The sequence below is a fragment of the Bradyrhizobium sp. RT6a genome, from assembly GCF_040547675.1.
Lineage (GTDB): Bacteria > Pseudomonadota > Alphaproteobacteria > Rhizobiales > Xanthobacteraceae > Bradyrhizobium.
The window spans coordinates 920,191-932,132 of record NZ_JBEPQC010000002.1 but is presented as its reverse complement, the minus strand read 5'-3'; the positions used below and the strand labels follow the sequence as shown (position 1 = coordinate 932,132).

Here is an 11,942-nt window from a genome sequence, read left to right as displayed (position 1 = left end):
TTGTTGGTGATATCCCTAAAACATGTTGTGATATATTACAAGGGAGCGTAATACTCGGCATGCGCCCGCACCATGTTGCGGTGCGGAATGACAACAAGACGGCGCTGCGCGCGCCTGCGATGGGAGGAGTATTGCCGTGAAGATCACGTCGATCGAGACGCTGCGCACCGAAGAATTCTCCAACGTCATCTGGGTGCGCGTCCACACCGACACGGGCATGATCGGTCTTGGCGAAACCTTCTACGGCGCCGGCGCCGTCGAGGCGCAGATCCACGATACCTTTGCCGGCCGCCTGCTCGGCCGCAATCCGCTGCACATCGAGGCGATCCATCGCGACATGCTGAATCTGCCGATGGCGCAGTCCTCCACCGGCGTCGAATATCGCGCGGCTTCGGCCATCGACATCGCGCTATGGGACCTGTTCGGCAAGGTCTGCAATCAGCCGGTGCACCAGATGCTTGGCGGCCTCTGCCGCGACAAGCAGCGCATCTACAACACCTGCGCCGGCACCCAATATGTCCGCTCGACCAATATCAGCCCGGTCGCGAACTGGAATCTTGGCGCTGCCAAGGGTCCCTATGAGGATCTCGATGGCTTCATGCACCACGCCGATGCGCTTGCCGAAAATCTGCTGGAGAGCGGCATCTCGGCGATGAAGATCTGGCCGTTCGATCCGGCGGCGCAGGAGAACAAGGGCCTGTACATCACCGCCGCCCAGATGAAGCACGCGATCGAGCCGTTTGAAAAAATCCGCAAGGCCGTCGGCGACAAGATGGAGATCATGGTCGAGCTCCATTCGCTCTGGAACCTGCCGACCGCAAAACTAATCGCCCGCGCGCTCGAGCCCTACAAGCCGACCTGGTACGAAGACCCGATCCGGATGAACTCGCCGCAGGCGCTGGCCGAATACGCCCGCTGCACCGACGTCTGGGTCTGCGCCAGCGAGACGCTGGGCTCGCGCTTCCCCTACAAGGACATGCTCGACCGCGACGCCATGCATGTGGTGATGGCGGATCTGTGCTGGACCGGCGGCCTCACCGAGGGCCGCAAGATCGCGGCGATGGCCGAGACCTATCACCGGCCCTTCGCACCGCACGACTGCATCGGCCCGATCGGCTTCATCGCCGCCATCCACATGTCGTTCAGCCAGCCCAACACGCTGATCCAGGAATCGGTGCGCGCCTTCTACAAGGGCTGGTACAATGAGCTCGTGACCACCATGCCCACGATCAAGGACGGTTTTGTCTATCCGATGGAAGGCCCCGGCCTCGGCGTCGACCTTCTGCCCGCCGTATTCGACCGCTCCGATCTGACCGTGCGCCGTTCCAACTCTTGAGGATATTTTTGAGATGAGCACCGCCCTCTTCGACCTTTCCGGCCGCACCGCGCTGGTGACCGGCTCCTCCCGCGGTCTCGGCCGCGCCATTGCCGAGGGCATGGCCAAGGCCGGCGCCAGGATCATCGTCAACGGCGTCGATCCCAACCGCGTCGAGCAGGTTGTCGCCGAGTTTCGCGCCGCCGGCTACCTGGCCGAGGGCGCCGCGTTCAACGTCACCGACGAGCCTGCAATCGTCGCCGCCTTCAACCACTTCGACAACAAGGGCATCGCGGTCGACATCCTCGTCAACAATGCCGGCATCCAGCACCGCAAGCCGCTGGTGGAGTTCACCACCGACGAGTGGCGCAAGGTGATCGAGACCAACCTCACCAGCGCCTTCGTGATCGGCCGCGAGGCGGCCAAGCGCATGATCCCGCGCAAGCACGGCAAGATCATCAACATCGGCTCACTCGGCAGCGAGCTCGCGCGCCCCACGATTGCGCCCTACACCGCCGCCAAGGGCGGCATCAAGAACCTGACCCGCTCGATGGCGGTGGAATGGGCCCAGCACGGCATTCAGGCCAACGCGATCGGCCCCGGCTACATGCTGACCGACATGAACGAGGCGCTGGTCAACAACACCGACTTCAACAACTGGCTGATGGGCCGCGTTCCCTCCAAGCGCTGGGGCCGGCCGGACGAGCTGGTGGGCGCTGCGATCTTCCTGGCCTCGGATGCATCGACCTATGTCAACGGCCAGATCATCTATGTCGATGGCGGCATGATCGCCGCTATGTGAAGCCGCGAAACCCTGAGGGAGCCAAGCATGCGCGCCGTCGTCATTCACGCACCGAAAGATCTGCGGATCGATAGCTATCCGGATGCAGCGCCCGGTCCGGGTGAAGTCCGCGTCAAGATCGCGAATGGCGGCATCTGCGGCTCCGATCTGCACTACTATCATCACGGCGGCTTCGGCGTCGTGCGGATCCAGCAACCGATGGCGCTGGGGCACGAGATCGCCGGCGTGGTCGCAGCCGTCGGTGACGGCGTCACGAATGTGAAGCCGGGCACCCGCGTCGCGGTCAATCCGAGCAAGCCGTGCGGCCAGTGTCTGCATTGCCAGGAAGGCATGCGCAACCAGTGCCTCGACATGCGCTTCCTCGGCAGCGCGATGCGCTTTCCCCATGTGCAGGGCGGCTTTCGCGAATTCATCACGGTCGATGCCGCGCAGGCCGTTCCGATCACCGACAAGCTGTCGCTGGCGGAAGCCGCGGTCGCCGAGCCGCTCGCGGTGTGCCTGCACGCCGGCAAGCAGGCCGGGGCCCTGCTCGGCAAGCGCGTGCTGATCACCGGCTGCGGCCCGATCGGCGCGCTGATGATTTTGGTCTCGCGCTTCGGCGGCGCGGCCGAGATCGTGGTCACCGATGTCGCGGAGGCGCCGCTTGCCGTCGCAAGGCAACTCGGCGCCACTCACGCCATCAATGTCGCCGCCGATGCCACGGCGCTCGATCCGTGGCGCAACGGCAAGGGCGTGTTCGACACGCTGTTCGAAGCCTCGGGCAACCAGGCAGCGCTGCGCACCGCGCTCGACGTGCTCAGGCCCGGCGCCACGCTGGTGCAGCTCGGCCTCGGCGGCGAGATGACGCTGCCGATCAACGCCATCGTCGCCAAGGAATTGCAGCTGCGCGGCACCTTCCGCTTCGATCCCGAGTTCGAGCTGGCGGTGCGGCTGATGGGCGAAGGCCTGATCGACGTCAAGCCGCTGATCACGGCGACCCTGCCGTTCGAGAACGCGGTCGCAGCGTTCGAACTCGCCAGCGACCGCTCGCAATCGATGAAGGTGCAGTTGACGTTCTGAGCTACTGGCTTTCGACCAGCTTTTCGCTGACCAGCCGCACGGCGCCCCGTTTCCACGAATAGTCCGCGCCCAGGCGCAGGCCGCTGTCGCCGCGTGCCAGCACCGCGCCGGTCCTGGCATCGCGCACCTGGAAGCCGAGCGTGTACTCGGTGCGGCTGACCCGCCGCACCACCCCGATCAGCGACTGATCCGCACCCAGCCCTTGCGCAATCGCCGCCTCGCAGCCGCCGCAGTCGCGTAAAGCGCGCGCCTTCACCGCCTCCCCGTTCGCGGCGCCGACATCGACGAGGCGGTAGCGGTCGGATCTGCCGAGGGCGTCGCGGACGCTGCCGGTCACTTCGGCCAGATAGGATGCGTCCGCGGCCGCGAGGCCGGCGGCCGGCGCCGCGGTGTTGTCGTCGAGCTCGAATTCGAACACCGCCAGTGCGATCGGCGCGGGCGTGCCGAGCGCGGCCATGACCTCGCGCGACACGAAGATCTCGGCGCGCTCCCACGATTCATCATTGTCGCCGCGGAACGTGTAGAGCTTGTCCATCACGACCTTTTTGGCGCCGACGTCGATCACGGCGACCTTGGCCCATTGCACCAAGGTGCTCGTCTTCTGGATGCCGCCGATTACCTTGAACGCCGCGCCGTCCTGGGCCGACGGTACGAGCCGGTAGCGCCGGTCGCCTCCAATGTCCCGCCTGAGCGCGGCCATGAAGGCCGACAGTCGTCGCTCATGGGCGGCGGTCTGGTTGGCGGGTTCAGCCGACGTATCGGTATAACTGAAGTCGGCCATGGCGACGCCGATGGCCGTTTCGGCACCGGCCGACGCATAAGCCGCCGGAAGGACGACAAGGAGACAGACTGAGAGGATCAACCGGCGCAGGTGCATAAATGTGCCTCGTGTGACGGAGCGGCGCGCCAATCTGGACGGCGCAATCAGGCCATGCAGCAGCGCCGGTCCCGGCGATGGCCGGGAAAATTTCACGACGGTGCACCGCACTCAAGCCTGGCGGCTTTGCGCCGGATGCGTTCTGCCGTTTAATGCAATCGCGACAACCCGTTCGCACCAGGTGCCCGCCGATGTGGAACCGACCGAGGTTCGATCTCAAAGTCCGTCTGACGTTGCGCGTGGCCGCGATATCGGCCGCCTGCTTCGCGGCGATCTCCGCCTATTTCCTGATTACGTCCGACCGCGAGGCGCATGCGCGCCTCGACGATATCGCCGCCATCGTGTCCAAGACGCTGGAACTGCAGCAGGGCAAGATCCAGTGGGTCGCGAGCCCGCGCTCGGACTTTCCCAACCTCGACCCCGTTTCGGCTTATGTGATGACGCCCGGTCTGTGCCTGGCGTTCCGCGGCACGAGCGGCGACGTCCTCCAGCGCTTCTGTAGCGGCGCGCCTGTCCCGGCGAACCCGCCGCCGCAAGCCTTCACGGCGTTCTATCGCGGCTTGTTCGACCCCGGCCGCGAGGCGGCACGGCCCGTGATCGTGCGCGGGACGAAGCTCGGCGAGGCCGTGGTCTCGGTCGAGCCGGGCGTCCAGACCGCGGAGGCTTGGCACGAGGCCGGCCGCCTGATGCTCGCGCTCGCGATCGCGCTGCCGCTGCTCTGCGGGCTGGTCTACGCCGCGCTGGCGCGCGCGCTGCGCCCCACCCGCATGATCCGCACCGGGCTCGAGCGGATTGCCGCCAATGACCTCACCACGCGGCTGCCGCCGTTCGACCTTGCCGAGCTCTCCGCGATCCGCGACGGCTTCAACCATCTCGCCGAAAGCCTCGAGACCGCGCTTGCCGAACGCAGCGAGCTGACGCGGAAGCTGATCGCGCTCCAGGACGAGGAGCGCCGCCATCTCGCGCGCGAGCTGCATGACGAGTTCGGCCAGTCGCTTGCCGCCATCCGCGCGCTCGCCTCCTCCGCCCGCCAGACCGCCGCGCAAGAGTGTCCCTCCCTGCTTGGCGAATGCGACGGCATCGCGCGGACCGCAACCGGCATGATGGAGACGTTGCGCGGCACATTGTTCCGGCTGCGGCCGCCCGATGTGGAGGAGCTCGGGCTCGTCGCCAGCCTCGAAGGCCTCGTCGCGGGCTGGAATGGGCGCAGCCGCGGCGAGACGCGCTTCTCGATCCGGTTCGACGGCGCATTCGAGACCCTGCCGGCCACGATCAGCGCCAGCCTCTACCGGATCGTGCAGGAGGCGCTCACCAATGCCGCCAAACATGCCGTCGCCACGCGGGTCAGCCTGGAATTGACGATGGGGGCCAGCGAGATCGCCCTTGCGATCGACGATGACGGACGCGCGAGCGATCCCGTCGCGAAATCCGGAATGGGCCTGCTCGGCATGCGCGAGCGCGTGGCCGCCTTGCGTGGCCAATTGAGCTTCGAGGCCGCGCCGAACGGCGGCTCCGCACTGCGCGTGGTCATTCCGCTCGCAGCCGCCGATCGGCCGCCGTTGGAGCATGCCGCATGAGCGCGGCGGAAGCGACCATTTTGCTGGTCGACGACCATTCCGTGGTCCGCGAGGGCTATCGCTCCGTGCTTCAGAAGCAGCCGGGACTTCGCGTCATCGCCGAAGCCGCCGACGGCGCCGAGGCCTACCGTCTCTACAAATCGGAGGCGCCCGACCTCGTCATCATGGACCTGAGCATGCCAGGCATCGGCGGCATTGAGGCGGTCAGGCGCATCCGGCAGTGGGACAAGGGCGCGAGGATTCTCGTCTTCACCATGCACGAGAATGTCGGCTTTGCCGTGCAGGCGATCCGCGCCGGCGCCAGAGGCTATGTCACCAAGACCAGTCCCCCGGAGACATTGGTGCGCGCCGTGATGGACGTGCTCGCCGGCAAGATCGCGATCAGCCCCGACATCGACCATGAGCTCGCGCTGAGCCGGCTCGCCGGAGAAAGCTCTGCCGCCGACGTCCTCACGCCGCGCGAATTCGAAGTGCTGCGGCTCCTGCTCGCCGAGAACACGACAGAGGAGATCGCCGAGACGCTCCATGTCAGCCCGAAGACGGTGGCGAACCTGCATTCCCTGATCAAGGACAAGCTCGGCGTCGGCTCCGACATCGAGCTGGTCAGGCTGGCACTGCGCCAGGGCATCTTGACGGAGGTCGATCTCGGCGAGGCCTGATCGTATCCGCCCCGGATTACTCCCGCGCGACCACCGAATCCAGCCACGCGCAATTCAGTGGCGGCACGCGGGGGTCGGCCACACGAACGCCGCGCGACGCTGCATCCAGTCTCATGTCGCGAAGGCGCTTGCGCTGCTCCTCGGGCATGTAGAGCCGCTCGTGGCCCCATAGCGACGGGCCGTCAAAGGTCTCGTGTGGCTTCCAGGTCTCGGGATCGATCACACGACCGCCCCAGCCATATTCGATGAAGAAGCCGGATGGCGTGTTCACGTAGAACGACGTCATGTGGTCGTTGGTATGCCGTCCTAGCGTGTAGGCGACGCGGCCGTCGTCCATCTGCGCGAGATCGTAGCCCTGCCCGACATCATCGAGGCTGCCAATTTCGACCATGAAATGGTGCAGCGCTTTCCGCCCTGAGCCAACCATTGCGAAGGAGTGGTGACGGCCGTTGACGTGGAAGAAATAGAGCCCGTAGGGCTTGAGGCCGAAATCGGAAACTTGAAAGCCGAGCACGTCGCGATAGAACGGCACCAACGGTTCGACTTCCTCGACGTTGAGCACGACATGCCCCATGCCGAGCGCGCCGGTGCGGAAGCCCGAGATTGGCCGTCCGGGCTTGAACGGCTCGGTCGCCAGCTCCGGTTTGTAGAAGGCTTCGAGCCGGTTGCCGGCGAGATCGCTGAATACGATCAGCTCGGCCACATGCCGCTCGTCGGCCAGCGCGCGGGAGCCGCGGGTCACCTTCACGCCGTGGCTTTCCAGACGGCCGGCGAGACGGTCGAGGTCCGCGGTCGAGGGAACCTCCCATCCCATCACCGCGAGCCCGGCATCACTGCTGCCGTCGACCACTAGGCGCTGCTTGTGGTCGTCCATGCGGAAAGCGCGCATCTTGCCGCCGCGATCCACCTGCTGCATGCCGAGCAGCCCGGTCGCCATCCGGCCCCACTGGTCGAGCTGGGATGAATTGATCCCGATATAGCCGAGCGCGGTGATTTCCATCGAATTCCTCCCGAGGGCATCGCGTCCGCCGCACTGCGGTGAACTTGATACCGGCCGCGCGCGATCCTACGGTGGCATCCGCAATCGCTTCGCGTTCGCAAAGACGATAATCGCGAGGCCGCAGGCCACAAGGGAGGAAATGCGAAGTGTCCAAGGAGCGGACGAACGGTCAGCCGCGGCAGCCTGAAGGCGTCCGCGCCTTCAAGCGTGGGCTGGACGTGCTGCACGAAGTCAATCGCTCCGGCGGCATTCGCGCCGGTGACGTGGCCCGCGCGCTCGACCTGCCTCGCCCGACCGTCTACCGCCTGCTCGAGACCTTGGAAGAGCTCGGCTATGTCGCGCGCAGCGCCAGCGACGACCGCTTTCGTGTGACCCGGCGGGCGCTCAGTCTTGGCGATGGCTACGATCCCGGCGTCGTGATCTGCCAGGCGGCAGCACCTTTCCTCGCCGAGCTGAGCAAGGGCCTGGTCTGGCCGGTCGATCTCTCGACCTACGAAAACGCCGCGATGGTGGTGCAGGAGACCACGCATTCGCGCAGCCCGCTCTCGATCGACCGCGGCATGATCGGCAAGCGCCTGCCGATGCTGCGCACCTCCGCGGGGCGGGCCTATCTCGCCGCCAGCCCCGCGCGCGAACGCGACCTGATTGTCAATCATCTGCGCCGGATCGACGAGGCCGACGACCGCCCCTTCCTCGACGAAGGCCGCCTCGGCCGAATGATCGCCGAGACGCAGGCGCGCGGATACGCGATCCGCAGCGAGGGCGAATACAATCCCAAGACTGCCTCGATCGCCGTACCTATCGTGCGGAACGGCGCGGTATTTGGCTGCATCTCCATCATCTGGATCCGCTCGGCCCTCGGAATCGAAGAGGCGGTGGTGCAGTTTGCGGCGCAGCTCCAGGAGACGGCGTCGGCCATTCCCGTCGAGATCTAGGCGAGCCGTCCGCTGGGCGGACACTTGGCGCGGCGGCGTTGATACGACTGCATCCCTTGGGGAAGAGATAGTCCCCATGCAAGATAAATCCGCCCCTGAAGAGTTTGACGTCGTGATCGTCGGCCGCGGCCCGGTCGGAGCCACGCTGGCCAACCTGCTTGGCCTGTGCGGCGTGCGGACGCTGGTGCTGGAGCGCGAGGCGCGGACCTATCATCTGCCGCGGGCGGTCCATTTCGACGACGAATGCATGCGGGTGTTCCAAACCCTCGGCCTCGCCGACGCGATCCTGCCGCATGTCATCCTCAGCCCCGGCATGCTCTTTCTCGACGCCGACGGCCGGATGCTGCTGGATTGGTCGCGGCCGCAGACATTGACGCCGATGGGATGGAATCTCAGCTATCGCTTCCATCAGCCTGACCTGGAGGACGCGCTGATCGCTGGCCTCGCGCGCTGGCCACACATCGCCTTGCGCAACCGCTGCGACGTGTTCGCGCTGGATCAGGACGAGATCGGCGTACGCGTCCGTTACGAGGACCTTTCCAACGGGAGGCTGAGCGAAGTCCGTGCCGGCTACGTCATCGGTTGCGACGGTGCTCGCTCTCTGGTGCGCCGCTTCATCGGCTCCGGCATGGACGATCTCGGCTTCCACGAGCGGTGGCTGGTGATCGACGTGCTGCTCAAGCGCAACCGCGACGATCTCGGCGACTACAGTATCCAGCATTGCGATCCACGCCGGCCGGCGACCTATATCCGCGGCACCGGCACGCGGCGACGCTGGGAGATCACAGTTCTGCCCGACGAAGACTCCCAGGTGGTCGCGCAGCCAGCGAAGGTCTGGGAGCTGCTGTCGCGCTGGATCACGCCCGAGGACGCCGAACTCGAGCGCGCCGCGGTCTACACCTTTCATTCCATCATCGCGCAGCAATGGCGGAGCGGTCGTCTGCTGCTCGCCGGCGACTCCGCACACCAGACCCCGCCCTTTCTCGGCCAGGGCATGTGCGCCGGCATCCGAGATGCCGCCAACCTTGCCTGGAAGCTCGCTGCAGTCCTGCACGGACTGGCGGATCCAAGCCTGCTCGACACCTATCAGAGCGAGCGCCAGCCGCACGTGCGCGAGTTCATTGAGCTCGCGATCCGCCTCGGCGGCGTCATCAACACCAAGGCGATCGAAGCGGGCCTTGCGGCCGGCGAGGCGCGCGCGAATGCGCCGGTCAGGCTCGAGGTCAAAAAGCCCCTGCTCGGCCCCGGCCTCGCGCTCGGCGATCACCCGCTCGCCGGACATCTTGCGCCGCAATTCGAATTGAAGGACGGCCGCCGCGGCGACGACCGGGTTGGCTACAGCCACGTGCTCCTCGTCGAGAGCGCCGCGACGATCTCATCGCGTCTTGCTCTTTCGCAATCTGGAACCGAAATCCTGACCAGCGACGATGCCGAAGGCGTCGGGTCATGGCTGCGCGAGCACGGCATCATCGCCGCGCTCGTTCGCCCGGATCGCTACGTCCGCGGCAGCGCCGGCAACAACACCGAGCTCGACCGGCTGATTGCCGCCGTCACACCTGCAACCCACGTGCCGTCCGCGGCCTGAACCGACTTCTCCCAAGGATATCTCATGAAGCTGCTCTCTTTCATCACCGACGGCCATGCCTCTTTCGGGGCTGTCAAGGACAATGGGGTCGTCGATCTCGGCACACGCATCGCGGGCTGCACCACGTTGCGGCAGTTGCTCGAAGCTGGGCGCGTTGCCGAGGCGGCAAAGCACGCCGCATCCGCTGCGCCAGATCATGCACTCGACGAGATCACCTTTGCCCCGGTCATCCCCGATCCCGGCAAGATCATCTGCGTCGGCCTCAACTATCGCGACCACGTCGCCGAAACGGGGCGCACCGTCACCGAGAAGCCTGCGCTGTTCGTGCGCTTCCCCTGCAGCCAGGTCGGCCATCTCCAGCCGATTGTGAAGCCAAAGGTGAGTGACGATTTCGACTATGAAGGCGAGCTTGCGCTCGTCATCGGCAAGGCAGGCCGCCACATCTCCGCGAGCCGCGCACGCGACCACATCGCCGGCTATTCTTGCTACAACGAAGGCAGCATTCGCGACTGGCAGCGCCACACCAGCCAATTCCTCTCCGGCAAGACCTTTGCCGAGAGCGGCAGCTTTGGCCCGTGGCTGGTGACGGCGGACGAGATCCCCGATCCGTCAAAGCTCAACTTGCAGACACGGCTGAACGGGACCGTCGTGCAAGACACCACCACCGATCTCCTGATCACCGCAATCCCCGAACTGATCGCCTACATCTCGACGATCTGCCCGCTCGTCCCCGGTGACGTCATCGTGACAGGCACGCCCGGCGGCGTCGGCGCCAAGCGCAAGCCGCCCCTGTGGATGCGCCCCGGCGACACTGTCGAGGTCGAAATCTCCGGCATCGGCATCCTGCGCAATAAGGTCGTCGCCGAGCCGGCCTGACTGCCGACGCCAATCAATCAAACATAACAACATCAGGAAACGCCATGGCCATCCTCCGCACGACATCCGCCGCCACTCTGTTGATCACGCTGGCGCTCGCAGGTACTCCCGCGCGTGCCGAGATCAAGGGCGAGGCCGTCCGCATCGGCGTCCTCACAGATATGAACGGCATCTTTGCGACCGCGATGGGCCCGGGCTCGGTCGAGGCGGCGCGCATGGCGGCGGAAGAGTTCGGCGGTAAGATCAACGGCAAGCCGATCGAGATCCTGCAGGCCGACCACCAGAACAAGCCGGACCTTGCGGCCTCGCTCGCCCGCAAATGGTTCAGCGACGGCGTGCAGGCGATCGCGGACGGCGGCAGTTCCGGTGCCGCGCTCGCGGTGCAGGAACTGGTGCGCGGCAACGGAAAGATCTTCCTCATCTCGGGCGCAGGCGCCAACCAGCTCACCGATGAAGCCTGTGCCGCGGGCAGCGTGCAGTGGACCCAGGATGCCTATTCGACCGCGACCGCGGTGGTCTCCGGCATCATGCAGACCAGCAAGGAGCCGTGGTTCTTCATCACCGGCGACTACGCCTTCGGCCATTCGATCGAGACAACCGCGCGCGCCCGCATCACCGAGCTCGGCGGCAAGGTCGCCGGCAGCGTCAAGGCGCAGCTCGGCACGCCCGACTACAGCTCGTTCCTGCTTCAGGCGCAGTCCTCGGGTGCAAAAATCCTGGCAATCAACGTTGCCGGCGACAACGCCACCGCAATCAAGCAGGCGGAAGAATTCGGCCTTGCCGACCAGGGCATCAAGATCGTGCCGATGTCATTCCAGAATGTCGATATCGAGGCCGTCGGGTTGAAGGCGACGCGCGGCGATCTCATCGTCACCTCGTTCTTCGAGGACGTCTCGCCGACGGCCCGGAAATTCTCCGATGCGTTCTTCGCCCGCCGCAAAGCGATGCCGTCGCAAATCCAGGCGGGCGTCTATTCCGCCGTGCGCCACTATCTCCAGGCGATGAAGGATACCGACTCAGACGACAGCACGGCTGTAATGGCCAAGATGAAGGCGACGCCCGTCTCCGACGCTTACACGCCCAACGGCCGCATCCGCGAGGACCAGCGCATGGTGCATGATCTGTATTTGGTGCAGGTCAAGACGCCTGAGGAATCCAAAGGGCCCTGGGATTTCGTCAAGCTGGTCGCGACCATCCCGCCCGACCAGGCCTTCCGCCCGCTCGAACGCAGCAAGTGCGGCCTGGTCGGCAAATAAT

General features: G+C 65.8%; 11 protein-coding genes. 9 read left to right on the top strand and 2 right to left on the bottom strand.

The features are described from left to right. The first annotated feature begins 136 nt into the window (after nt 1–136). Genes ABIC03_RS14320 through ABIC03_RS14310 form a run of 3 tightly spaced genes read left to right on the top strand, consistent with a single transcriptional unit; the run spans nt 137 to nt 3,176 of the window. A complete protein-coding gene (locus ABIC03_RS14320) occupies nt 137–1,336 on the top strand; it encodes a mandelate racemase/muconate lactonizing enzyme family protein (RefSeq protein WP_354058784.1) in 1,200 nt (399 codons plus the stop codon). A 13-nt stretch (nt 1,337–1,349) separates the two neighbouring features. Then, a complete protein-coding gene (locus tag ABIC03_RS14315) occupies nt 1,350–2,117 on the top strand; it encodes an SDR family oxidoreductase (protein ID WP_354058783.1) in 768 nt (255 codons plus the stop codon). A gap of 27 nt (nt 2,118–2,144) precedes the next feature. Continuing rightward, nucleotides 2,145–3,176 (top strand): L-idonate 5-dehydrogenase, encoded by a 1,032-nt coding sequence (locus ABIC03_RS14310; protein ID WP_354058782.1) that lies wholly within the window; start codon nt 2,145–2,147, stop codon nt 3,174–3,176. Nucleotide 3,177: 1 nt separating this feature from the next. Here ABIC03_RS14310 and ABIC03_RS14305 read toward each other — a convergent pair whose 3' ends face one another. Beyond that, nucleotides 3,178–4,053, bottom strand: coding sequence for a DUF3280 domain-containing protein (locus tag ABIC03_RS14305; RefSeq protein ID WP_354058781.1), 876 nt, complete (start codon nt 4,051–4,053; stop codon nt 3,178–3,180). 191 nt (nt 4,054–4,244) lie between these two features. On the opposite strand from ABIC03_RS14305, the gene ABIC03_RS14300 reads away from it, so the two are divergent. Next, complete coding sequence (locus tag ABIC03_RS14300; RefSeq protein WP_354058780.1) at nt 4,245–5,630, top strand: HAMP domain-containing sensor histidine kinase; 1,386 nt, start codon at nt 4,245–4,247, stop codon at nt 5,628–5,630. Next, the gene (locus tag ABIC03_RS14295; protein ID WP_354058779.1) at nt 5,627–6,289 is read left to right on the top strand and encodes a response regulator; all 663 of its coding nucleotides are present in this window, start codon (nt 5,627–5,629) and stop codon (nt 6,287–6,289) included. The genes ABIC03_RS14300 and ABIC03_RS14295 overlap by 4 nt, the downstream gene beginning before the upstream one ends. 16 nt (nt 6,290–6,305) lie before the next feature. On the opposite strand, the gene ABIC03_RS14290 is transcribed toward ABIC03_RS14295, so the two are convergent. Continuing rightward, nucleotides 6,306–7,289, bottom strand: coding sequence for a VOC family protein (locus ABIC03_RS14290; RefSeq protein WP_354058778.1), 984 nt, complete (start codon nt 7,287–7,289; stop codon nt 6,306–6,308). A gap of 146 nt (nt 7,290–7,435) precedes the next feature. Here ABIC03_RS14290 and ABIC03_RS14285 point away from each other — a divergent pair, with 146 nt between their 5' ends. The 4 genes from ABIC03_RS14285 to ABIC03_RS14270 all read left to right on the top strand — a co-directional run bounded on the left by ABIC03_RS14285 (nt 7,436) and on the right by ABIC03_RS14270 (nt 11,941). Further along, nucleotides 7,436–8,224, top strand: coding sequence for a DNA-binding transcriptional regulator (locus ABIC03_RS14285; protein ID WP_275168022.1), 789 nt, complete (start codon nt 7,436–7,438; stop codon nt 8,222–8,224). 76 nt (nt 8,225–8,300) lie between these two features. Beyond that, nucleotides 8,301–9,809, top strand: a complete 1,509-nt coding sequence (gene mhpA / locus ABIC03_RS14280) for a bifunctional 3-(3-hydroxy-phenyl)propionate/3-hydroxycinnamic acid hydroxylase MhpA (protein ID WP_354058777.1) — start codon at nt 8,301–8,303, stop codon at nt 9,807–9,809. Between the two features lie 24 nt (nt 9,810–9,833). Beyond that, the gene (locus ABIC03_RS14275; protein WP_354058776.1) at nt 9,834–10,685 is read left to right on the top strand and encodes a fumarylacetoacetate hydrolase family protein; all 852 of its coding nucleotides are present in this window, start codon (nt 9,834–9,836) and stop codon (nt 10,683–10,685) included. 44 nt (nt 10,686–10,729) lie between these two features. Next, complete coding sequence (locus ABIC03_RS14270) at nt 10,730–11,941, top strand: ABC transporter substrate-binding protein (protein ID WP_275168025.1); 1,212 nt, start codon at nt 10,730–10,732, stop codon at nt 11,939–11,941. The last annotated feature ends 1 nt before the right edge of the window (nt 11,942 follow it).

Excerpts from the sequence above, each read along its gene's own strand:
- ABIC03_RS14315 (WP_354058783.1), top strand. The coding sequence starts at position 1,350 with ATGAGCACCGCCCTCTTCGACCTTTCCGGCCGCACCGCGCTGGTGACC.
- ABIC03_RS14310 (WP_354058782.1), top strand. The coding sequence starts at position 2,145 with ATGCGCGCCGTCGTCATTCACGCACCGAAAGATCTGCGGATCGATAGC.
- ABIC03_RS14305 (WP_354058781.1), bottom strand. The coding sequence starts at position 4,053 with ATGCACCTGCGCCGGTTGATCCTCTCAGTCTGTCTCCTTGTCGTCCTT.
- ABIC03_RS14300 (WP_354058780.1), top strand. The coding sequence starts at position 4,245 with ATGTGGAACCGACCGAGGTTCGATCTCAAAGTCCGTCTGACGTTGCGC.
- ABIC03_RS14295 (WP_354058779.1), top strand. The coding sequence starts at position 5,627 with ATGAGCGCGGCGGAAGCGACCATTTTGCTGGTCGACGACCATTCCGTG.
- ABIC03_RS14290 (WP_354058778.1), bottom strand. The coding sequence starts at position 7,289 with ATGGAAATCACCGCGCTCGGCTATATCGGGATCAATTCATCCCAGCTC.
- mhpA (WP_354058777.1), top strand. The coding sequence starts at position 8,301 with ATGCAAGATAAATCCGCCCCTGAAGAGTTTGACGTCGTGATCGTCGGC.
- ABIC03_RS14275 (WP_354058776.1), top strand. The coding sequence starts at position 9,834 with ATGAAGCTGCTCTCTTTCATCACCGACGGCCATGCCTCTTTCGGGGCT.
- ABIC03_RS14270 (WP_275168025.1), top strand. The coding sequence starts at position 10,730 with ATGGCCATCCTCCGCACGACATCCGCCGCCACTCTGTTGATCACGCTG.